We start from the raw sequence: 21,808 nt of genomic DNA, 5'->3' as shown, positions 1-21,808 counted from the left end.
ATGCGTCTCCTTTTTCTCGGTCTCGGCTGGCTTTTTGTGGCGATCGGCGTTGCCGGCGCTTTTCTGCCGGTTCTGCCCACCACGCCCTTCCTGCTCCTTGCGGTTGCCTGCTTTGCGCGCTCCTCGCCGAGGCTCGAAGCCTGGCTGCTCGAACATCCGAAATTCGGCCCGCCGCTCAGGGACTGGCGTGAGAAGGGCGCGATCCCGCGCAAGGCCAAGATTGCCGCAGTCGTCATGATGACCCTGAGCTATGCGATCTTCTGGTTCGGGACATCGCCGCCCTTCTGGCGGGCGGTGCTGGTTGCGGCATTGATGATCGGTCCCGCCATTTTCGTCGTCACCCGCCCGGAACCCGGTGCCTGAGCGTACGAGGCCGGTTACCGATGTCGCGATTGCGGCAGGACGTAGGGAATGTGGGCGGCCGGCAGGCGCCCGACGGCGCCGGCGATGCCGTAAACGCTTGCGATGATCTCGTCGTTGACGGTTTCGGCGCAGGCGCCCTCCGCCACCACCCGGCCGTGGTTTAGCACCACCAGATGATCGGCGAATTCCGCCGCCAGGTTGAGATCGTGCAGGATGGCGAGCACGATGCCGCCGGCGCTCGCGAAATCGCGCGCTATCTCCAGCACCGAAATCTGGTGCCCGAGGTCGAGGCTCGCGGTCGGCTCGTCGAGGAACAACGCCCGCGGCGCGCCGTCGACAACCGGCAACGGCACCTGAGCCAGAGCCCGGGCGAACTGCACCCGCTGTTGCTCGCCGCCGGAGAGCGAAGGATAGGGCCGGCTTTCGAAGCCGCGCAGCCCGACGCGGGCAAGCGCCTTTCGCGCCTCGTCGGCCGGATCGAGGGCCCCTTGCGCCACTGCGCCCATGCGCGCGATTTCGAGCGCCGTGAAGGGAAAGGCGAGCTGCGTCGCCTGCGGCAGCACCGCGCGGCGCCTGGCAAGGTCGGCCGGCCGGCAAAGATCGATGCTCGTTCCATAATAGGAGACGAAACCCGTATCCGGCTTCATCTCGCCGGACAGCACCTTCATCAGCGTCGACTTGCCCGCGCCATTGGGCCCGATGATCACCGTGAACCGGCCGGGCTCGAGATCGATCCCGACATTGTCGATGAGCTTGCGGCCCGCACGGGTCACCGTGATGTGCTCGCCCGAAATCATGGCATGTCCCGCATGTTGACGCCGTTCCTGCCGAGCAGCAGGAACAGGAAGACCGGGGCGCCGAAAAGCGCGGTGATGACGCCGATCGGCAGTTCGGCGGGCGCTGCGGCCGTGCGCGCCACGCTGTCGGCGATCAGGAGCAGCGCCCCGCCTCCGAGCGCCGAACCCGGCAGCAGGAAACGGTGCGACGGCCCCATGGCAAGGCGCAGGAGATGCGGCACGACGATACCGACGAAACCGATCGAGCCTGCAACGGCGACGGTCGATCCACACGCGGCGGCCACGGCGACGATCACGATCTTCTTCAGCCGCTGCACCAGAATGCCCATGTGGAAGGCGGCGGCATCGCCGAGGACCAGCGCATCCAGCCCCCGCGCCACGAAAGGCATGATGACGAACACGGCGGCAATGAAGGGCAGGATCGACATGACGCGGCCGAACGTCGCACCGCCGAGCGAACCGAGGCTCCAGAACGTGATGTCGCGAAGCTGGCGGTCGTCGGCCATGACGATCAGAAGCCCCATGAACGCGGCGGACAGCGCACCGATCGCGATGCCGGAAAGAATGAGCGCCGTGGTCGAGGTCCTGCCGTCCCGCGTGGCGATGAGGTAAAGCATCCAGGTGTTGAAAAGCCCGCCGAAGAAAGCCATCAGCGGCAGGAACTGGTTGCCGAGCAGCATGGCGGCGGGGGCGAGCAATGTGTTGCCGAGCACGATCGCGGCGACCGCCGCAAGCCCTGCCCCCGACGTGACGCCGACAATGCCGGGATCGGCGAGAGGATTGCGGAACAGGCCCTGCATCATGGCGCCGGAAACGGCCAGTCCCGCGCCGACCAGAAGGCCGAGCGCCGTGCGCGGCAGGCGCACCGCTTCAAGGATCACCCTCTCCTGCGTCGAAAGCCCGCCCGCGCCGCCCGTCACATAGGCCCAGAGGTCGCGCAGCCCCACCCCTGTGGGGCCGACGCCGAGCGAAAGCAGGCAGGCGACGAACAGCAGCACGGCCAGAAGACCGAGGACAACCGCCCCCTGCCGTGTCCGGTCGCCGTCGCCAGCGGGGCGCAAGGACATCGCCAGCGTCTTCATCAGTTGATCGCGCCCGGATAGATCTGGGCGGCGAGCGCGCGGGCCGCCTCGGGCGTGCGCGGGCCGAAGCCGAGGAGCAACAGGCCGTCCATCGAAACCAGCGCCTTGCTGGCGGCGGCGGGCGTCGTCTGCATCGAGGGGATTGCGAACACCTGCTCCGGCGTGAGCTGGTGATCGCCCCGCGACATGGAAAGGATGACGTCCGGCTGGGCGGCGATCACCGCCTCGTCGGCGAGAGGCTTGTAGCCGTTGATTGTCGGCGCGGCGTTGACGCCGCCGGCCATCTCGATCACCGCGCCGGCTTCCGTATCGGCCCCACCCGCCATCACGCGGCCGTTGGAAAGCGACAGCACGAAGAGCACCTTCTTCTTCGGCCCGGGGATTTTCGCGACATCGTCGGCAAGCTTCTTGAGACCGTCCTCCGTCCTTGCGGCCAGCGCCTCCGCCTTGTCGGACAATCCGACCGCGGCGCCGACATCGCGGATCTTCTGGCCGATCTTGCCGGCCTCCGGCGGCGTCGGGACGACGACCATGGGCACTTCGCTGGCTTTCAGGATTTCAAGGACCGGCGGCGGACCGGAGCCCTCCTCCATCAGGATCAGGTCGGGCTTCTGGCCGAGAATTCCCTCCGCCGACAGGGCGCGCATGTAACCCACGTCAGGCTTGGAATTGGCCTCGGCGGGGTAGAAACTCGTGGAGTCGCGCGCGACGACACGATCCTGCGCCCCGAGCGCATAGAGGATTTCCGTGATCGTTCCGCCGATCGAAACGATGCGCCCGGCTTCCGGATTGCCTTTTTCGGCGGCCGACGCACCGCCGGCGAAGAGAACGGCGCCGAGGAGAACGGCCGCGAAAAACCCACCGCTCCTGACCCTGCGGAAAACGAAGGAAGACCCCATCATACTCTGCCCTTTCATATCCAGGCGGATAGGCGATATGCCTCGAAATCAGCCGGCTGCCGTCAATAACTTGAGTTGACTACGCAAGTTTTTTGGGCTTTTCAAGGGGAGCGGCCGCAGATATCTTGAGCCGAAAATGACACTTTAGTGAGGGACTGACCAATGTATATCGCCATGAACCGATTCCGCGTGGTGCCGGGTTACGAAGAGGCTTTCGAGAACATCTGGCGCAGCCGCCACGGCCGTCTCGCCGAGCTCCCCGGCTATATCGAATTCCACATGCTGAAGGGCCCGAAGGCGGAGGATCACACCCTCTATGCATCGCACACCGTCTGGGAGAGCTTCGAGCATTTCCAGGCCTGGACGAAGTCCGAGCAGTTCCGTGCCGCCCACGCCAATGCCGGCGATAACCGCGGCAAGGTCGAATACCTCTCCGGCCCCCACTTCGAAGGTTTCGAAGTGATCATTCACGAAGACAAGAACGGCGCGCGCGCCGACGCCGCCTGAGGTCCGCGATGAACGCCGTTTCCGACATCAAGCCGGACCGCCGCGAACGGGCGCTTGCGGCGCTCGCCGAGAAGCCCGACGGCGTCGTCGAGGCGATCGCCTCCAAGGCCGACGTGACGCCGGCCGAGATCCTGGAAATCCTGCCGAAAGGTGCCGCCGTCGTCGCCGGCAAGGAGCATTTCCTGGATATCTGGTCCGCGATGAGCACCTGGGGCGACGTCCTCTTCATCGTCCATACCGAAGATATCGTGCTGGAAGCCGAAGGCAGCCTGCCCGCGGGCTCAGAGGCGCAGGGCTGGTTCAACATCCATGGCGACAGCCCGATCGGCGGACATATCAGGAAGGACAATTGCGCCTCGCTGACCTTTGTCGACCGTGCCTTTCACGGTCGCCGTTCCTGTTCCGTCTGGTTCATGAACGGGAAGGGCGCGGCCATGTTCAAGGTTTTCGTCCGGCGCGACGCGAATCGCGAACTGATCGCCGAACAGCTCGTAAAATTTGAAACGCTGCGAAATCACTACGCTGCATTGTGAATTTTGGTGATTCGGGCATAAAAATCACTGTCCGAATCACTTTTCATGGAACCCTTGGCGATTTCTGGCATTATGTGCTTGTGGCAGGCCCTGTGGAGGAGTTGGCGGCTGACCTTGTGATCGTTTCAGCCAGATGTCGCCCTTCCGGTCATTGTCATTGAGCGAGCCCCGCCGCGCTGTCAGGCGGACCGGTCGATCTCTTCCGGGAGGAAGCGACCAGATGGCGCGGCGAGTCTCTGCAGTGTTTTGGAAGCCCTCACAGGGCCGGTACCCATTTCCAGAAAACGCCCTCCATTCTCTCCGGATAGTATTTGAACTCGCATTCGAACCGGAGACCATAGGCCTCGGCGGCCTTCAGCGCGACATCGCTTGCCGGGTTCATGCCGGTGCCGGACGCAAACCAGTCTTCCAGAAGATCATCGGGAATATAAAGCCCGATCCGGAGCGGCATGGCTGTCAACGCCGCGCCGAGTTCTTCGGGCGGCGCGGCCTCCTCTTGACCGGGACCTTGCGGACGGTTCGACGGCTCCCGTCGCCCGGGCGAGGTCCGACCCGTGCCGGAGGCTCCGGATCGGACGCCGTCAGTGATGCGCGGCATGTTCGGGCTTGCCCTTGCGCTTCGTCGAAGCCATGTTGCGCAATTCCTTCTCGCTCATGGATTTCTCCATGCCCCGCGAAGCGCCCTTGAGCTCGTCCTTCTTGATCTCGCCGCGCTTGGCGGCAAGGGCCGCCCCTGCGGCCTTCTGCTGTGATTTCGATTTCGCCGGCATGTCTTTCTCCTCACGTTGATACAAGACGTTGATACAAGGCACCGAACCTCCGCCGCTCTATTTGGTTCCAGATCCCCGCCATTCGGAACCTGTTCCGGACACGAGGGTTGTCATCACTGAACCGCAAGGCTCCCAACGAGGAAGGAACGACCATGAACGCCGAACACGACAAGATCGGCAGCAACCAGCCCCGGAAGAATGGCGAGGCCGCAGGCCGCATCGAGGACGAACTGCGCGAGCAGCTGGACACGACCAATCCGGAAGCCATCCGGGAAGCATCCCGGCTTGGGACCGAGGATGCCTATCTCGTCGCGGCCGATCTGGAAGACAGTGACCAGCGGGAGGATGACGACCAGCCCGACGGCCGCGCCAGCCCCATGGCGAATGCGGACAACCCGGAGCGCTGAAAACCAGCCCGGACGGAACCTTCGGGCCGTCCCGGGTGTTCCCCTGCGCCGGACAAGATTCGGAGCCGGACGAGATCGGAGCCGGACGAGATCGGAGCCGGACGAGATCGGAGAATGTCGATGAACGCCGATGTCAACGCCGCGCAGAACCTGCCCCGCGAGAAGGCCGCCCACCCCGTCGACACCATGCCCGACATGGAGGTCAAGGCCGCCCCGACGCTGACCGACGCCGAGGCCGAGGCTTTTGTCGCCGAGGCCCTGGAGGACCTTGTCAACTGCCATATCCCGTTCCTGCTGGCGGGCACCTTCGCGATCAGCGCCTATACGGGCATCACCCGCCAGACGAAGGACCTCGACATCTTCTGCAAGGCCGGCGACTACCCCCGCATTCTCGCCCATTTCAAGGAGAAGGGTTACGAGATCGAGGTGGAGGACGACCGCTGGCTGGGCAAGGTGAAGAGAGGCCGCAACTTTTTCGACGTCATCTTCGCCGCCTCGAACGGCACCATGCCCATCAGCGATGCCTGGTTCGAAAACGCCCGGCAGATCGACATGAACGGCCACAAGGTGCGCATCATCGCGCCGACCGAGCTCATCTGGTCGAAATGTTTCGTACAGCTCCGCCATCGCTACGACGGCGGCGACATCGTTCACATGATCCTGCGCGCCCATGGCGAGATCGACTGGGAACGCCTGCTGAACCACATGGAGGTGCACTGGGAAGTGCTGCTGATCCACCTCCTGAACTTCCGCTGGATCTACCCGACCGAGCGCGACAAGGTGCCGGACTGGCTGCTGGACGAACTGCTCGACCGCCTGAAGGCGCAGCGCGAACTGCCCCTGCCGCAGATGAAGGTCTGCCGCGGCCGCATGTTCAGCCGCGTGGATTTCGAAATCGACGTCAAGGAATGGGGTTTCGCCGACGTGGGAGGCGAAGGCGACCTGCGCGAGGAACTGCAAGGAGCATCGACGTGACCGCCAGAGCGACGGACGCAAGGAGCGAGACCGCGGGAGCCGCGAGGAAGACGAACGGCAAGGCGCGGATCGCCGCCATGGGCGATCTGCATGTGAAGGAGAACGGCGGCACGTCCTACAAGGAACTGTTCGGCGAGATCTCGCAGGCCGCCGACATCCTCGTGCTGACGGGCGACCTGACCGACCTTGGCAAACCCCGGGAAGCGGAAATCCTGGCCTCGGAACTGCGTTCCTGCTCCATTCCCGTCGTCGGGGTCCTCGGCAATCACGATTACGAATGCGGCCATGTGGAGGACGTGAAGGCGATCGTCAAGGACGCCGGCATGCAGCTTCTCGAAGGCCAGGCGGTCGAGATCGCCGGCATCGGCTTTGCGGGCGTCAAGGGGTTTGCCGGCGGCTTCGGCCGCTACATGCTCGGCTCCTTCGGCGAGCCGGCGATCAAGGCCATGGTCGCCGAAAGCGTCGAGGAGACGATGCGGCTCGAAAACGCGCTCCGGCAGGTGCGCTCCGAACGGGCGGTGGTCGTCCTGCATTATGCGCCGATCGTGGAAACCGTCGAAGGCGAGCCGATGGAGATCTATCCCTTCCTTGGCTCCTCGCGCCTTGCGGAAACGATCGACCGTTTTCCGGTAAAGGCCGTCGTCCATGGCCACGCGCACCGCGGCAGATATGCCGGCAAGACGCCGGGCGGAGCACCCGTCTACAACGTCGCCTCGCATGTCGAGAAACCGACGGGGAAACCCTATGCGCTGCTGGAGTTGTGAGGGAAGCGGGCCATCGGGAAACATCCGGCCCTCCGGGCCACCTTCTCCCCGTTGGGTGGAATGGGTTACGTGGCGACGCTTCGCCTGCCAATTCGAGGTCGCTGAGTGAACGACGCAATGCGACCATTGCCCTTCTCCCCACCGGGGAAGGTGCCGGCAGGCGGATGAGGGGACCTCGGGGTATCAACTCAATCGTCATCACACATGCAGCGCATGCCCCAGCGCCTTCATCGCAGCCTCCGCAAGACCCTCCGACTGCGTCGGATGGGCATGGATCGTTCCTGCGATATCCTCCAGCCGCGCTCCCATCTCCACGGCAAGCGAAAAGGCCGCGGACAGTTCCGACACCCCTGCCCCGACCGCCTGAATGCCGAGCACGAGATGATTGTCGGCCCGCGCCACGATACGGACAAAGCCTTCCTCCGACGACAGCGTCATCGCCCGGCCATTCGCCGTGAACGGGAACTGGCCGATCTTGACCTCCCGGCCACCCGCCCGCGCCTCGTCCGGCGAGAGGCCGACCGAAACGATTTCCGGGTCGGTGAAGCAGACGGCGGGAATGGCGCGCCTGTCCCAGCTCCGGCGTTTCCCCGAGACGATTTCCGCCACCATCTCGCCCTGCGCCATCGCGCGGTGCGCCAGCATCGGCTCGCCGGTCACGTCGCCGACCGCATGGATGCCGCGCATCGAGGTACGGCACTGCTCATCGATGCGGAGATACCGGCCGTCCATGTCGAGTTCCAGTTCCTCGCACCCCCAGCCTTCGGTCACCGGCCTGCGTCCGACCGTGACGAGCACCTTGTCGGCGGCGATACGCCGCTCCTCGCCATCGCCGGTTTCGGCGAGCAGCGCCTCGCCATTCGAGGACATGCCCTTCACCTGCGTCCCCGGAAGCACGTCGACGCCGAGCACCGACAGCCGCTTCGCCACCGGCTGGGTGAGCTGCGCGTCGTAGAGCGGCAGGATGCGGCCGAGCGCTTCCACGATCGTCACCTTCGACCCGAGCTTGGCGAAGGCGATGCCGAGTTCGAGGCCGATATAGCCTGCCCCCACCACCGCCAGCCTTTGCGGCACGTCGGTGAGCGACAGGGCGCCCGTGGAGGAAATCACCTTGCCGCCGAAGGGCAGCACGGGCAGCTCGACCGGTGCGGAGCCCGTGGCAATGACGATATTCTCCGCCCGGATGACCTGCTCGCCGGTCTCCGTCTCCACTGCCACGGTCTTGCCGTCGCGGAATTTCGCGCGTCCGACGACGATCTTGACGCCGGCCTTCTTCAGAAGCCCCGACACGCCCATGGTCAGCCGGCCGGTGATGCCGTCCTTCCAGGCCATGGTCTTCGCCAGGTCGATCGCGGGGCTCCCCGCCCGGATGCCCATCGCATTGCGGCCCGCCGCCATCGCCATGGCCTTGTGGAAATCGTCGGCCGCGTGGATCAGCGCCTTGGAGGGGATGCAGCCGATATTGAGGCAGGTGCCGCCGGGCTTCGCCATCTCGACGATGACCGTATCCACTCCGAGCTGGCCGGCCCGGATGGCGCAGACATAGCCCCCCGGACCGGCTCCCAAGACGAGAAGCTTGCAGGTGATTTCCTTCATCGTTCTTCTTCCACCTCACTCGCATCCTCCGGATGCACAGGAACGCTCCAGGTCTTTGCGTCCGCGAATTGTGCCTTTTCGAAAACCGGAACCGGTCTCCGGGCCTATTCGCTGACGAATATCAGCGCGGGCGTTTCCAGAAGCGCCTTCAGCCGCTGCACGAAAGTTGCCGCATCCCAGCCGTCGATCACCCTGTGGTCGAAGCTGGAGGACAGGTTCATCATCTTGCGCGGCGTAAATTGCGTCCCGTCCCAATGCGGCCGGATCGCCAGCTTGTTGACGCCGACGATCGCCACCTCCGGATGATTGATGACCGGCGTCGACACGATGCCGCCCATCGCGCCCAGCGAACTGATGGTGATGGTCGAGCCGGTCAGTTCCTCGCGCTGGGCCGTTCCGTTCTTCGCAGCCTCGCTCAGACGCACCACCTCGCGGGCGCAGTCGAATACGTCGCGGGCCTCGGCATGCTTGACCACCGGCACGACAAGGCCCGCCGGCGTCTGCGCCGCAATGCCGATATGCACGCCGCCGAACTGGCGGACGACACCCGCCTCGTCATCGAAATGCGCGTTGATGCCGGGTTGTTCGGCGATCGCCTTCACCATCGCGCGCATCAGGAAAGGCAGGATGGTGAGCTTCGGTCTGCCGGGCTTCAGGTTGCCGTTCAGCCGGCCGCGCAACTCCTCCAGCGCCGTCATGTCCACTTCCTCCACATAGGTGATGTGGGGAATGCGCGACGCCGCAAGCGCCATCTTCTCCGCGATGCGCCGGCGCAGGCCGACGATCCTGATCTCCTGCACGCTCTTGTCCGGTACAAGGCCGGTTGCCGCGCCCGCGCCGCTTTCACGGTTCAGGAAGGCATCGAGGTCCTCATGCGTGATGCGCCCGGCCGGACCGGTTCCGGTGACTTGCCGGAGGTCGACGCCCGTCTCCTTCGCCCGCAGGCGCACGGCCGGCGGCGCAAGCGGCCTTTCGCCCCCGGCGCGCGGCGCTCCATAAGCGGCGGCGCCGGCCTTCGGCGCGGATGCCGCGACCGGCTTCGGTGCGGCAAGCTCCTGCGGCGGTTTCGGCGGCTCGGCGGCTGGCGCCGGCTTCGGCTCGCTCGCGGGCTGTCGCGGCCGTTCCGCCGGCAGCTCGATCTCCGGCTCCTCCCCGCCGCCCTCGCCCGATGTCCTGATCTTGAGGATCGTCGTTCCCACGGGGATCATGTCGCCGATCCCGCCATGCCTCCAGGTGACTTCGCCCTCGACGGGCGAAGGAATCTCGACCGTCGCCTTGTCGGTCATCACGGCGGCGAGCACCATGTCTTCCCGCACGATATCGCCGATATCGACATGCCATTCGACAAGCTCCGCCTGCGCGACGCCTTCGCCGACATCCGGCAGCTTGATGATCTTCTCGCTCATCTCAAGCCTCCATCATTTCGCGCAGCGCGCGGCCGACGCGGGCCGGCCCCGGGAAATAGTCCCATTCCTGCGCATGCGGATAAGGCGTGTCCCAGCCGGCGACGCGCACGATCGGCGCTTCGAGATGATAGAAGCAGTGCTCCTGCACCAGCGCCGCCAGCTCCGCCCCGAAACCGGAGGTCAGCGTCGCCTCGTGCACCACCAGGCAGCGGCCGGTCTTCCTGACCGAGGCGACGATGGTTTCGAGATCGAGCGGCAGCAGCGTGCGCAGGTCGATCACCTCCGCGTCTATGCCGGTCTCCTCCGCCGTCGCCTCGGCCACATGCACCATCGTGCCGTAGGCGAGCACGGTGATCGCGGAGCCGGGACGGCGCACGACCGCCTTGCCGAGCGGCACGGTGTAGTGCTCTGTCGGAACCTCGCCCAGCGGATGCGCAGTCCAGGACGTCACGGGCCGGTCGTGGTGTCCGTCGAACGGGCCGTTATAGAGCCGTTTCGGCTCCAGGAAGATCACCGGGTCCGGGTTCTCGATCGAGGAGATCAACAGGCCTTTTGCATCGTAGGGATTGGACGGCACCACGACCTGCAGCCCGCAGACATGGGTGAACAGCGCCTCGGGGCTCTGGCTGTGCGTCTGCCCGCCGAAAATGCCGCCGCCGGTCGGCATGCGGATCGTCACGGGGCAGGTGAAATCGCCGTTCGAGCGGTAGCGCAGCCGCGCCGCTTCCTGGGTAAGCTGGTCGTAGGCCGGGTACATGTAATCGGCGAACTGGATCTCGACACAGGGCTTCAGCCCGTAGGCCGCCATCCCGATCGCCGCGCCGACGATACCGGATTCGTTGATCGGCACGTCGAAGCAACGCGTCTTGCCGTATTTCTGCTGCAGCCCCTGCGTGCAGCGGAAGACGCCGCCGAAATAGCCGACGTCCTCGCCGAACACGACCACGTCGCCGTCGCGTTCCATCGAGACGTCCATGGCGCTGCGGATCGCCTCGATCATCGTCATGCGTGCCATGGGTAGGCCTCCGATACGGTTGGGCTGGAAAGGGCGGCCCCCTCACCCGGCCTACGCTTCGCTCGGCCACCCTCTCCCCGAGCGGAGAGGAGAATCGAGATGACGCGGCACACTTCCTCTTTTCCAAATTTCCGGGGGGACTGGAGAGGTTGCCGCGTCATCCCTTCTCCCCGGCGGGGAGAAGGTGCCGGCAGGCGGTTGAGAGGGCTCCGGCTAGCAACGTTCAACGAAACCATCCTCACACTCCCGCCTGCTGGCGCTGGCGTTTCAGGTGCGGCGGCATTTCCGCATAGACACCCTCGAACATGTCCCGCATCGAGGGCCGTCCGCCGGAATGGAGCGTGCCGTGGCGCTCCGCCTCCTTCTGCGCCGCAACGACCGTGTCGCGGATTTCCGCCTCCATCTGCGTGTGACGCTCCTCGCTCCAGGCGCCGATGCGGATGAGATGGTTCTTCAGCCGGATGACCGGATCGCCAAGCGGCCAGGCCTCGGACTCCTCCTTGGGACGGTAGGCCGAAGGATCGTCGGAGGTGGAATGGGCGCCCACGCGATAGGTGACGTATTCGATCAGCGTCGGGCCGACGTTGCGCCGCGCCCGCTCCGCCGCCCATTTTGCGACCGCATGCACGGCCAGATAATCGTTGCCGTCGACGCGCAGCGACGGCAGGCCGTAACCGAGCCCGCGGGCGGCGAACGTTCCCGACCCGCCTCGGGCAACCCCCTGGAAGGTGGAGATCGCCCATTGATTGTTGACGACGTTGAGGATGACCGGCGCGCGATAGGTGGAGGCGAAGACGAGCGCCGCGTGGAAATCGTTTTCCGCCGTCGCCCCGTCGCCGATCCAGCCGGCGGCGATCTTCGTGTCGTTCCTGATCGCGGACGCCATCGCCCAGCCGACCGCCTGGATATACTGGGTCGCCAGGTTGCCGGAGACCGTGAAGAAACCGTATTCTTTGGAGGAATAGAGAACGGGAAGCTGGCGGCCCTTCAGCGGGTCGGCGTCGTTCGAATAGATCTCGTTCATCATGTCGACCATCGGATAGCCGCCGGCGATCAGCAGGCCCGCCTGCCGATAGGTCGGAAAATTCATGTCGCCTGGAAGAAGCGCCTTGCGGAAGGCGCAGGAGACCGCCTCCTCGCCGAGATGCTGCATGTAGAACGAGGTCTTGCCCTGCCGCTGCGCCATCAGCATGCGGCTATCGAAGGCGCGCAGCAGCATCATGTGCCGCAGGCCCTCCATCAGCTCCTCGCTGGTCAGCGACCCGGCCCAGGGACCGACGGCCTCCCCTTCCCGGTTCAGGACGCGGATGATCGAGAAGGCGAGATCACGCATCGCTTCGGGGTTCTCGTTCACCTCCGGCCGGCGCACCGAGCCCGCCTTGGGGATCGTCACGTTGGAGAAATCCGGCTTGCCGCCCGGCCTCACCTCCGGTTCCGGCACATGCAGGCTGAGCCTGCCCGTCGGGTTGGAAATCTGTCCGTCCGTCATTCGCTTCTCCTCCCAAAGAACCGAGTGTTTCAGCGCGTCGACGCAGAGCCATTCAACGCAGGGCCATTCAACGCGCAGCCATGCGCAACGCTCCGTCGAGGCGGATCACTTCACCGTTGAGCATCGGGTTTTCGATGATGTCGCGGACGAGGCGCGCGAATTCCGGAGGCCTTCCGAGCCGCGGCGGAAACGGCACCGACTTGCCGAGCGAGGCGCGCACCTCGTCTGAAAAACCCGCCATCATCGGCGTCTCGAAAATGCCGGGCGCGATCGTCATCATGCGGATGCCGTCGCGGGCAAGCTCGCGGGCGATCGGCAGCGTCATGCCGGCCACCGCCGCCTTGGAGGCGGAATAGGCGGCCTGGCCGATCTGCCCGTCGTAAGCAGCAACCGAGGCGGTGGCGACCAGCACGCCGCGCTCGCCCTCCCCGTTCGGCTCTGTCCTCGCAATGGCCTGCGCCGCCAGCCGGATTACGTTGAACGTGCCGATCGTGTTGATTTCCAGCGCACGGGCGAAACTTGCAAGCGCATGCACGCCCTGTTTGCCGAGCACCTTTTCCGAGGGCGCCACACCGGCGCAGCAGATGGCGCCACGGAGCGGCCCGCTGGCGGCCTCGGCGCGGGCGATCGCCCATTCGACCGCCTCCCCGCTGCGCACGTCGGTCCGAACGAAGATCGCGCCGCTGCCGAGTTCATCAGCGCTTGCCTGGCCGTTCGCCTCGTCGAGATCGAGCAGCGCGACGTTGCCACCGGCTTCGACAAGCATTGCAGCGGTCGCAAGCCCCAGGCCCGAGGCGGCGCCCGTGACGAGAAAGTTTCCACCTTCTATCCGCATCCCCACCCTCCTAGTTCGCAAAGCCGCGGGCGATGATGATCTTCTGGATGTCGGACGTGCCTTCGTAGATCTGGCAGACGCGGACATCGCGATAGATGCGCTCGACCGGGAAATCGGAAATGTAACCGTAACCGCCGAGCGTCTGGATCGCCGCGGAACAGACCTGCTCGGCCATCTCGGACGCGAAGAGTTTTGCCATGCAGGCTTCGGAAAGGCAGGGTTCGTCGCGATCCTTCAGCCGCGCGGCATGCAGCACGAGCTGCCGCGCCGCCTCGATCTGGGTCTTCGCCTCCGCAAGCCGGAAGGCGATCGCCTGATGGTCCAGCAGTATCTTGCCGAAGGTCTTGCGCTCCCGGGCATAGGTGAGCGCCACGTCGAAGGCGGCCTCGGCCATGCCGACGCATTGGGCGGCGATGCCGATGCGACCCGCCTCCAGCCCGGAAAGCGCGATCTTCAGCCCCGCGCCTTCCGGCCCGATCCGCTGGCTTTCGGGGATGCGCAGGTTGTCGAACATCAGCGCCGCGGTGTCCGAGGCCCGCTGGCCAAGCTTGTCCTCGATCTTCGAGATCGAAAAGCCGGGCGCGTCGGTGGACGTCACGAAAGCGGAAATGCCACGCTTGCCGGCGGCGGGATCGGTCACCGCAAAGATGATGATCGTGCCGGCGATCTTGCCGGACGTGATGAACATCTTGGAACCGTTGACGACGTAGTCGCTGCCGTCCTTCGCAGCGCGGGTGCGGATCGCGGCCGCATCCGAACCCGTATCGGCCTCGGTCAGCGCGAAAGCGCCGATATGCCGGCCTTCGGCAAGCGGCCGCAGGAACCTTTCCTTCTGGGCATCGGAAGCATGCGCATCGAGCAACGAACAGACGGGAGAGTTGTGGACGCTGACAAGCGTCGAGACGGCGCCGTCGCCGGCGGCGATTTCCATCAGGGCGCTCGCGTAAGCGACGTAGGAACAGCCGACACCGCCCCATTCCTCGCTGGTGCGCATGCCGAGAAAGCCAAGTTCGCCGAGCTGTCTCAGCACGCCCGGCTCGATCGCGTGCGACCTGTCGCGCCGGGCGGCCCCGGGCTTCAGCACCTCGCGGGAAAACTCCGCGGCCGTCGAACGGATGAGCTCCTCCTCATCGGTCAGCATGCAAAGATCTCCTCCTCGAAACCGTCTGCATGACATCTAATCTAGAGCTGGAATCAGCGGCGGACCACTCCCGTGAACTTGTTATTTGTTGCACGTTTCAGCAATTTTATTGCGCGATTGCCGTGCTGTGGAATCACGATGGAACCGAGTGCTCCTTCGGCCGTTTGCCGGTCTCCTCCAACCGGGAACGATCGCTATGTCGGAACTGGACGCCATCGCCGAATTCCGCGCTTTTCCGAAGACATGGGGCGCTGACTATGTCGCGGCCGGCGAGGTCCGCTTCCGTCTGTGGGCGCCGGGACAGAAGACCGTCGCATTGCGCCTCGACGGCGAAGACACCGGGATGAGCCGCAGCGACGACGACTGGTTCGAGCTTTTGGCGACCGGCGTCGCGCCGGGCGCCGAATACAGCTACGTGCTGGCCGACGGCACGGTCGTTCCCGACCCGGCCTCCCGTGGCCAGAAAGACGATGTGAGCGGCCCCTCCCTCGTCATCGACCCCACCAGCTATGCCTGGCAGGACACCGGCTGGAAGGGACGCCCCTGGGAAGAAACGGTCGTCTACGAACTCCATGTCGGCACCTTCACGAAGGAGGGCACGTTCCGTGCCGCGACGGGCAGGCTGGCCCACCTGGCGGAGCTCGGCGTCACGATGGTCGAGATCATGCCGGTCGCGCATTTCGGGGGCAATCGCGGCTGGGGTTATGACGGCGCGCTGCTCTACGCCCCCCATGCGGCCTACGGGCCGCCGGAGGATTTCAAGGCCTTCGTCGATGCCGCCCACGGCCATGGCCTGTCGGTCGTGCTCGATATCGTGCTCAACCATTTCGGCCCGGAAGGCAATTACCTGCCGCTGCTCGCCCCGTCCTTCTTCCACCGGGAAAAGATGACGCCCTGGGGCGCGGCGATCGCCTATGATGTCGATCCGGTGCGGCGCTACATCGTCGAATGCGCGCTTTACTGGCTGGAGGAATTCCATCTCGACGGACTGCGCTTCGATGCGGTCGACGTGATCGAGGACAGGTCCGGAAAGCATGTTCTGGTCGAAATCGCCGAGCGTATCCGGGCCGAGATCACCGACCGGCCGGTCCACCTGACGACGGAGGACAACCGCAACATAATCTCTCTGCACCCCCGTGACGGGAACGGCGGGACGCCCCTCTTCACCGCGGAATGGAACGACGATTTTCACAACGCCGCCCATGTCCTCGCGACCGGCGAGACGCATGCCTACTATCAGGATTTCGGGCATGAGCCTGAAAAGCTGCTCGCCCGCGCACTGGCGGAGGGCTTTGCCTATCAGGGCGATATTTCGCCTCGGACCGGGCAGAGGCGCGGAGCGACAAGCATCGACCAGCCGCCGGCCGCCTTCGTGGATTTCATCCAGAACCACGACCAGGTCGGCAACCGGGCACAGGGCGAAAGGCTGATCTCGCTTGCCGGCGCGGACAGGACGAGGGTCCTGCTGGCCGCCCTGCTCCTCTCGCCCCATGTCCCGCTCCTCTTCATGGGCGAGGAATATGGCGAGACCGATCCGTTCCTGTTCTTCACGGATTTCCACGGCGATCTGGCCGAGGCCGTGCGCGACGGCCGCCGCAAGGAATTCGAAGGCCATGCGGGCCACGAAGACGGCACAGCGGTGCCGGACCCGAATGCGAAGACGACCTTCGATTTCTCCACGCTCGACTGGAACAAGCTTCAGTCGCCCGACGGCAGGGAATGGTACGGGTTCACCAGGGCGCTGCTGGAACTGCGCAGGCAATATGTCGTGCCGCTGCTGGGCGCGGCGCGAGGCCGCTGCGGCAAGGTGGTGAAGACCGACAGGGGCTTCGTCGCGATCGCGTGGAATGTCCCGAAAGCCACGCTCTCGATGGCGTTCAACATCGGAGAAACGGCGCAACCCTTGCCCGATCAGCCCGGCAGGACGATCTTCGCATGGCCGGCACGCACCGAACATCTGCCGCCGAACTCGATCGCGGTACGCCTCGCATCCGCCGGAGAACCGAGATGAAGGTCCCGACCGCCACCTATCGCATCCAGTTCCGCAACGGCATGACCTTCGACCGCGCGGCGGTGCTGGTGCCCTATCTCAAACGGCTTGGGATCAGCCATCTCTACGCATCGCCGGTCTTTGCGGCCACGTCCGGCTCGACGCACGGCTATGACATCGTCGATGCCGGCGAGATCGACCCCGCGATCGGCGGCCGCGAGGGTTTCGACCGTCTGGTCAAGGCGCTCAAGGCCGAAGGCCTCGGCCTGCTCCTCGATATCGTGCCGAACCACATGGCCGCCTCGCTCGAAAACCCCTGGTGGCGCGATGTGATCGAAAACGGCGAGAAAAGCCGCTATGCCCGTCATTTCGACATCGACTGGTCCCGCCGCCTGACACTGCCCTTCCTCCGCGATACGTTCGAAACGGTGCTGAACGCCGGCGAGATTTCGGTGAGGCCCGATCCGAAGACCGGCAAACCGTCCCTCGCCTGTTGCGGGACCTTCTATCCGCTCGCCCCGGCAAGTTATGCTGGCCGCGAAGGCGAAGTCCTCAGGAGCGCCGGCAGCGCCGCAATCGCCCGGCTTCACGACCTGCAGCCCTACCGGCTGATGTCCTGGCGCGAGGCACCGCGCGATCTTTCCTACCGTCGCTTCTTCGAGATCGCCGGCCTCGTGGGCGTCCGGGTCGAAGACGGTTCCGTTTTCGACGACACACACCGGCTCGTCCTCGAACTCGTCCGCACCGGCGCCGTCGATGGGTTGCGCATCGATCATGTCGACGGCCTCGCCGACCCCGGGAGGTATCTCGAACGGCTCCGCCACGAGGCGGGTCCGGACTGCTATATCGTCGTCGAAAAAATCCTCGGCGAGGGAGAGCGCCTCCCGCCCGGCTGGCCGGTTTCCGGCACGACCGGCTACGAGTTCATCGCGACGCTGAGCAATATGCTCGTGGATGGCGGCAACCTCGATACGCTCCGCGAGACCTACAGCAGATGTATCGGCCGGCCCGTCGACATGGAAGCCGGACTTCGCGACGCGAAATTGCTGATGGTGGACAACAACTTCGCAGGTGAAGTTGCAGCGCTCCTGAAGCTTGCCCTGCAGATCGGCCGCGCCGAAGACCGCGAATCCACGCTTTCCGAAGCCGTGGTGCAAGCCGCCTTGAGGGAATTGCTCGTCGCCTTCCCGGTCTATCGCACCTATGGCACGCAGGCCGGTCTGCCGCAGCGCGATCGCGAGATATTGTCGAAGGTCCTCGAAACGGTGCGCAACGGCCCGGATACACCAGACGCCCGGGCACTTGCCTTTCTGGAACGCATCCTGACCGGCGATGTCGAGCAGGCGGCGGCCGGCCGGGCCTCGATCTTCCGCACCCGGTTCCAGCAGCTCACCGGCCCCCTGATGGCAAAATCCGTGGAAGACACGCTCTTCTACCGGCACCATGCGCTGCTCGCGCTGAACGAGGTCGGCGCCGAGCCGCTGGCCCGGTCCCTCTCGCTCGACCGTTTCCATACGGACATGCGGACGCGCCTCGAAAGGGAGCCGGACGCTCTCTCCGGCACGTCGACCCACGATACCAAGCGCGGCGAGGATACCCGCGCCCGGCTCTATGCGATCAGCGAAGCGCCGGAACTCTGGGCCGGTGCGGTAGCCCGCTGGCGCGACATGAACAGGGCGGCCATCACGGCGCTGGACGACGGCCCGGCTCCCGAACCCGCGGTCGAATGGATGCTCTATCAGGCGCTGGCCGGCGCATGGCCGGTGGACCTGCATCCCGGAAACGCGGAAGGTCTGAAGGCGCTGGAAGAGCGCTTCGCGGCATATGTCGAGAAAGCACTTCGGGAAGCCAAGCTGCGCACCAGTTGGGGCAATGTCAACGAAGCCTATGAGACGGCGGTGATTGCCTATGCCCGAAACCTGCTTTCCCCCGCAAACCGGGTTTTCCTGACGGACTTCGCCGACACCCTGCACCCGTTCATCCGCGCCGGTCTGGTGAACGGCATCACCCAGACGATCGTCAAGCTTGCCGCTCCGGGCGTGCCGGATATCTACCAGGGCAGCGAGGGGCTGGACCTCAGCCTCGTCGATCCGGACAACCGCCGGGAACCCGATTTCGAGATGTTGCGGAAACAGCTTTCCGAAAGGGGAGAACTCAGGTCGGCGCCCGAGATGGAATGGCGGAGCGGGCGGCTGAAACAGCATGTCGTCGCCGCCCTGCTGCACCTGCGCCAGGAAGCACCGACGCTGTTCCGGAAGGGCGAATATGTGGCATTGCAGGTGGAAGGCCCGCGTGCGGAACACATCCTCGCTTTTGCCCGCGCCGAATCCGACGACGCGCTGATCGTCATCGCCCCGCGCCTTGTCTTCAGCGCCCTGCAAATGGAGCCAGCGACGCACCGTCCGGAAGGCTGGGCGATGACCGAGGTCGCGCTTTCCGAGAAATTCGCCAACCGACGTTACCGCGACATCTGTACGGGCAAACCGATCGACGTGACGGGCCGGGTAGCGATCGGCGAGGTTTTCGCCGATCATCCCTTCGCGCTTCTCCTGGCCGAATGAATGACAGGCGCATCGGCCGGCGAAGTCAAGGCGCTGCCCGGGGACCGGAGAGCGCCTTGATTCTCTTGAGGAAGTTGAAGTTCCGGCAAAATGCCGAATGAAATCAAGCGAATCCGACGAGATTCAGAATCGCTATGATGATGACGATAGCCCCCACCAACCAGATGATGCTGTTCATCGCATTCTCCTTTCGATCTTGTGGATTGAACGGCGCGAAACGGGAAATGTTCCGGTAAAATACCCCCGGAACAAACCGGTTCCACATGTGTTGAACGAGCGTCATGCGGAGTTTCGATCTCCGTCGAAGGGTGGGGTGAAATGACCGGAGAACCGTCGCGAAACGAAAAGGGGAGCATGCCCCAGGCGAGCATGCCCCAGGCAGGGACGCCGCGCGTGGTCATCGTCGGTGCGGGCTTTGCAGGCCTCGCCGCCGCCCGCGCACTCGGCAATGCCGCGATCGACGTGACGGTTATCGACCGGCGCAACCACAATCTCTTCCAGCCGCTCCTCTATCAGGTCGCGACCGCCGCCCTTTCCCCGGCGGATATTTCCGAGCCGATACGGCGCACGCTCGGGCGCTATCGCAACATCGAGGTCATGCTGGCCGAAGTCACCGGCGTCGACGCCGCGGCAAGGACGGTAAGGCTCAACGGCGGCTCCTCCCTGCCCTACGACCGGCTGGTGATCGCCACCGGCTCGGAATACAACTATTTCGGTCATGACGACTGGCGGACCTGGGCGCCCGGCCTCAAGACCATCCATGAGGCGCGGCTCATCCGCCAGCGCCTGCTCCTGGCCTTCGAGAAGGCCGAGCTCTCCCGGGACCCGGACGAAAAGAAGGCATTGCTGACCAGCGTCATCATCGGCGGCGGCCCCACCGGCGTGGAAATGGCCGGCGCCATCGCCGAACTCGGCCGTTTCATGATCACCCGTGATTTCCGCAAGCTCGAACACGACCAGATGCGGGTGGTCCTCGTCGAGGCAGGCCCCAAGATCCTCGCCGCCTTTCCCGACAACCTCGTGCAATACGCCCTCCGGGAGCTTGAGAAGACGGGCGTGGAGGTGCTGACCAACCTGCCCGTGGTGTCCGTGACCAAGGACGAGGTCGTGGCTGGCTCCACGCGCATCCGCACCGGCTGCGTCATCTGGGGCGCCGGCGTGAAAGCCTCACCGGCCGGCAAGTGGCTCGGCATCGAAGGCAAGGCCGGCGGACGCATTCCGGTCGAGCCGGATCTGTCGATCACCGGTTTCCCGGACATCTTTGCGATCGGCGACACCGCCCTCGGCCTTGCGGAAGACGGCAAGCCGCTGCCGGCGCTTGCCCAGGTCGCCAAGCAGCAGGGCGAATACCTCGGCAAGGCGCTGAAGGAGAAACTGCTGGATGGCAAGGCCGCCGGGCCTTTCCGCTTCCACGATCGCGGCAATACGGCGGTGATCGGCCGGAACGCGGCGATCTTCGACTTCGGCAGATGGACGCTGAAGGGCCACGTCGCCTGGCTGCTGTGGGCGATCGTGCACGTCTACCTGCTCGTCAATTTCGAAAAGCGCCTGCTCGTCAGCATCCAGTGGATCTGGCGCTATCTGACCCGGCAGCGCGGAGCCCGGCTGATCGACGAGAATGCCGCCGCCTTCGTGCCGTCCTCCACGCAAAGGACCGAGACATGAACACAGCCAACCCGCAGCTCGAAGGTCTCTATCTCGCTCTTGCCGCCATCAACAGGCTTCTGGTCGAGAAGGGCCTCTTGTCTAATGTCGAAATCCAGGATGTCCTGCAGACCGCAGAACGTGCGGTGCTGGCCGACGAAAAACAGCTGACCATCTCCAGCTCCCACCAGAAGGCCGTCGCCTTTCCGATCCGCCTCCTCCTCCTGGCAAACGAGGCGCATGAACACGGCGAGACATTCTGTTTCGACGACCTCGCGCGTGAGATAGGCCGGCGAACGTGACCGGCGCGGGGAGCGCGGCCGCTTTCCTGCGTCAGCCGCCTTGCCTGTCGCCCGTCTGGGGATTGCCCGGACCTCTGTCGATCTTGCCCTGCTCGGCCTTGTAGAAATACTGGCTGTTGACGAGCCACCCCTTGAGCGGCCGCAGCGGCAGGACGCAGGTCAGGATCAGCACCGGCAGCGAAATCAGCAAATGCACCCAGAACGGCGGCTGGAACATGACCTCGATCCAGACGGCCAGCGCCACGCTCGGCACGCAGGCGAAACAGATGACGAAGAAGGCCGGACCGTCCGCGGGATCGGCAAAGGAATAGTCGAGGCCGCAGACCTCGCATTTCGGCCTCAGCGTCAGGAAGCCGTTGAAAAGGTGTCCCTGGCCGCAGCGCGGGCAACGGCCGCGAATGCCGGTACTGTAGGGCGAAAGCGGAGCCCAGTTGGCGTCATGTGCCATGACATCTGCCTTTCGTGACAGGATACAATCGGTGGTTCGGCCATACCGTCCAACAGGCTCCCGCAGCAAGACATTCCCTTGACACGCGTCAATTCGCCTCGCCGGGAAGCGGCTTGTGAAAACCGCCCGCGATGGAGCCCCGGCATGAAACTTCTGTGACTGATCTACAGCATCGGCCCGAAAATCGGAATCGATTTTCGGAAAGCACGATGCTTGAATTCAAGAGGGTAGAGCGTCCTTTGTGCGTCCGAAAGGGCGCACGGCGCTTTATGACGGAGGATGCG

23 protein-coding genes are annotated in these 21,808 nt (G+C 65.0%); 10 read left to right on the top strand and 13 right to left on the bottom strand.

Translation table 11 applies throughout. The features are described from left to right. A complete protein-coding gene (locus ACFFP0_RS02350) occupies window positions 1-363 on the top strand; it encodes a YbaN family protein (protein ID WP_377255562.1) in 363 nt (120 codons plus the stop codon). Window positions 364-377: 14 nt separating this feature from the next. On the opposite strand, the gene ACFFP0_RS02345 is transcribed toward ACFFP0_RS02350, so the two are convergent. From ACFFP0_RS02345 to ACFFP0_RS02335, 3 genes are read right to left on the bottom strand one after another with little or no spacing between them, the layout of a single operon-like run. Next, the gene (locus ACFFP0_RS02345; RefSeq protein WP_377255559.1) at window positions 378-1,160 is read right to left on the bottom strand and encodes a heme ABC transporter ATP-binding protein; all 783 of its coding nucleotides are present in this window, start codon (window positions 1,158-1,160) and stop codon (window positions 378-380) included. Next, complete coding sequence (locus ACFFP0_RS02340; protein ID WP_377255556.1) at window positions 1,157-2,242, bottom strand: FecCD family ABC transporter permease; 1,086 nt, start codon at window positions 2,240-2,242, stop codon at window positions 1,157-1,159. The genes ACFFP0_RS02345 and ACFFP0_RS02340 overlap by 4 nt, the downstream gene beginning before the upstream one ends. After that, window positions 2,242-3,141 carry a heme/hemin ABC transporter substrate-binding protein gene (locus ACFFP0_RS02335; RefSeq protein WP_377255552.1) on the bottom strand — a complete coding sequence of 300 codons (900 nt, stop codon included), beginning with the start codon at window positions 3,139-3,141 and terminating at the stop codon, window positions 2,242-2,244. Before ACFFP0_RS02335 ends, ACFFP0_RS02340 begins: the two co-directional genes overlap by 1 nt. 162 nt (window positions 3,142-3,303) lie before the next feature. On the opposite strand from ACFFP0_RS02335, the gene hmuQ reads away from it, so the two are divergent. Continuing rightward, window positions 3,304-3,648 carry a heme-degrading protein HmuQ gene (hmuQ, locus tag ACFFP0_RS02330; RefSeq protein WP_377255548.1) on the top strand — a complete coding sequence of 115 codons (345 nt, stop codon included), beginning with the start codon at window positions 3,304-3,306 and terminating at the stop codon, window positions 3,646-3,648. 8 nt (window positions 3,649-3,656) lie between these two features. Beyond that, window positions 3,657-4,181, top strand: a complete 525-nt coding sequence (gene hutX / locus ACFFP0_RS02325; RefSeq protein ID WP_377255545.1) for a heme utilization cystosolic carrier protein HutX — start codon at window positions 3,657-3,659, stop codon at window positions 4,179-4,181. 256 nt (window positions 4,182-4,437) lie between these two features. Here hutX and ACFFP0_RS02320 read toward each other — a convergent pair whose 3' ends face one another. Both ACFFP0_RS02320 and ACFFP0_RS02315 read right to left on the bottom strand, forming a co-directional pair. Further along, entirely contained in the window at window positions 4,438-4,632 is a 195-nt protein-coding gene (locus ACFFP0_RS02320) for a hypothetical protein (protein WP_377256031.1), read from the bottom strand. A gap of 130 nt (window positions 4,633-4,762) precedes the next feature. Then, window positions 4,763-4,951: a DUF3008 family protein gene (locus tag ACFFP0_RS02315; protein ID WP_377255542.1), complete on the bottom strand. Its 189-nt coding sequence runs from the start codon at window positions 4,949-4,951 to the stop codon at window positions 4,763-4,765. Between the two features lie 152 nt (window positions 4,952-5,103). Here ACFFP0_RS02315 and ACFFP0_RS02310 point away from each other — a divergent pair, with 152 nt between their 5' ends. From ACFFP0_RS02310 to ACFFP0_RS02300, 3 genes are all read left to right on the top strand, one after another. After that, on the top strand, window positions 5,104-5,358 hold the full coding sequence (locus ACFFP0_RS02310) for a hypothetical protein (protein WP_377255539.1): 255 nt from the start codon (window positions 5,104-5,106) through the stop codon (window positions 5,356-5,358). Window positions 5,359-5,553: 195 nt separating this feature from the next. Beyond that, the gene (locus tag ACFFP0_RS02305) at window positions 5,554-6,333 is read left to right on the top strand and encodes a nucleotidyltransferase family protein (protein WP_377256028.1); all 780 of its coding nucleotides are present in this window, start codon (window positions 5,554-5,556) and stop codon (window positions 6,331-6,333) included. Window positions 6,334-6,410: 77 nt separating this feature from the next. Continuing rightward, window positions 6,411-7,097, top strand: coding sequence for a metallophosphoesterase family protein (locus ACFFP0_RS02300; protein ID WP_377256025.1), 687 nt, complete (start codon window positions 6,411-6,413; stop codon window positions 7,095-7,097). 198 nt (window positions 7,098-7,295) lie between these two features. Here the strand turns inward: ACFFP0_RS02300 and lpdA are convergent, their stop codons facing one another. From lpdA to ACFFP0_RS02270, 6 genes are all read right to left on the bottom strand, one after another. Next, window positions 7,296-8,693, bottom strand: a complete 1,398-nt coding sequence (gene lpdA / locus ACFFP0_RS02295; protein ID WP_377255534.1) for a dihydrolipoyl dehydrogenase — start codon at window positions 8,691-8,693, stop codon at window positions 7,296-7,298. A 104-nt stretch (window positions 8,694-8,797) separates the two neighbouring features. Then, window positions 8,798-10,099 carry a dihydrolipoamide acetyltransferase family protein gene (locus ACFFP0_RS02290; protein ID WP_377255531.1) on the bottom strand — a complete coding sequence of 434 codons (1,302 nt, stop codon included), beginning with the start codon at window positions 10,097-10,099 and terminating at the stop codon, window positions 8,798-8,800. Window position 10,100: 1 nt separating this feature from the next. Next, window positions 10,101-11,114 carry an alpha-ketoacid dehydrogenase subunit beta gene (locus ACFFP0_RS02285; protein ID WP_377255528.1) on the bottom strand — a complete coding sequence of 338 codons (1,014 nt, stop codon included), beginning with the start codon at window positions 11,112-11,114 and terminating at the stop codon, window positions 10,101-10,103. Between the two features lie 238 nt (window positions 11,115-11,352). Continuing rightward, on the bottom strand, window positions 11,353-12,603 hold the full coding sequence (locus ACFFP0_RS02280) for a thiamine pyrophosphate-dependent enzyme (protein WP_377255525.1): 1,251 nt from the start codon (window positions 12,601-12,603) through the stop codon (window positions 11,353-11,355). A gap of 67 nt (window positions 12,604-12,670) precedes the next feature. Then, window positions 12,671-13,438 (bottom strand): SDR family NAD(P)-dependent oxidoreductase, encoded by a 768-nt coding sequence (locus tag ACFFP0_RS02275; protein WP_377255523.1) that lies wholly within the window; start codon window positions 13,436-13,438, stop codon window positions 12,671-12,673. A 10-nt stretch (window positions 13,439-13,448) separates the two neighbouring features. Continuing rightward, window positions 13,449-14,579: an acyl-CoA dehydrogenase family protein gene (locus tag ACFFP0_RS02270; RefSeq protein ID WP_377255520.1), complete on the bottom strand. Its 1,131-nt coding sequence runs from the start codon at window positions 14,577-14,579 to the stop codon at window positions 13,449-13,451. Between the two features lie 196 nt (window positions 14,580-14,775). On the opposite strand from ACFFP0_RS02270, the gene treZ reads away from it, so the two are divergent. After that, the gene (treZ, locus tag ACFFP0_RS02265; protein WP_377255517.1) at window positions 14,776-16,590 is read left to right on the top strand and encodes a malto-oligosyltrehalose trehalohydrolase; all 1,815 of its coding nucleotides are present in this window, start codon (window positions 14,776-14,778) and stop codon (window positions 16,588-16,590) included. Further along, complete coding sequence (gene treY, locus ACFFP0_RS02260) at window positions 16,587-19,130, top strand: malto-oligosyltrehalose synthase (RefSeq protein ID WP_377255514.1); 2,544 nt, start codon at window positions 16,587-16,589, stop codon at window positions 19,128-19,130. The genes treZ and treY overlap by 4 nt, the downstream gene beginning before the upstream one ends. Before the next feature lie 103 nt (window positions 19,131-19,233). On the opposite strand, the gene ACFFP0_RS02255 is transcribed toward treY, so the two are convergent. Next, entirely contained in the window at window positions 19,234-19,413 is a 180-nt protein-coding gene (locus ACFFP0_RS02255; protein ID WP_377255511.1) for a hypothetical protein, read from the bottom strand. Window positions 19,414-19,484: 71 nt separating this feature from the next. On the opposite strand from ACFFP0_RS02255, the gene ACFFP0_RS02250 reads away from it, so the two are divergent. Beyond that, a complete protein-coding gene (locus ACFFP0_RS02250) occupies window positions 19,485-20,795 on the top strand; it encodes an NAD(P)/FAD-dependent oxidoreductase (protein WP_377255508.1) in 1,311 nt (436 codons plus the stop codon). Then, on the top strand, window positions 20,792-21,076 hold the full coding sequence (locus tag ACFFP0_RS02245; RefSeq protein WP_377255505.1) for a hypothetical protein: 285 nt from the start codon (window positions 20,792-20,794) through the stop codon (window positions 21,074-21,076). The genes ACFFP0_RS02250 and ACFFP0_RS02245 overlap by 4 nt, the downstream gene beginning before the upstream one ends. A gap of 31 nt (window positions 21,077-21,107) precedes the next feature. Here ACFFP0_RS02245 and ACFFP0_RS02240 read toward each other — a convergent pair whose 3' ends face one another. Then, window positions 21,108-21,524: a DUF983 domain-containing protein gene (locus tag ACFFP0_RS02240; protein WP_377255502.1), complete on the bottom strand. Its 417-nt coding sequence runs from the start codon at window positions 21,522-21,524 to the stop codon at window positions 21,108-21,110. Between the last annotated feature and the right edge of the window lie 284 nt (window positions 21,525-21,808).

Origin of the sequence: Neorhizobium puerariae (assembly GCF_042429745.1) — a bacterium.
In the GTDB taxonomy this organism is placed as follows: Bacteria; Pseudomonadota; Alphaproteobacteria; order Rhizobiales; family Rhizobiaceae; genus Neorhizobium; species Neorhizobium puerariae.
This window is presented reverse-complemented; position numbering and strand designations above follow the sequence as displayed.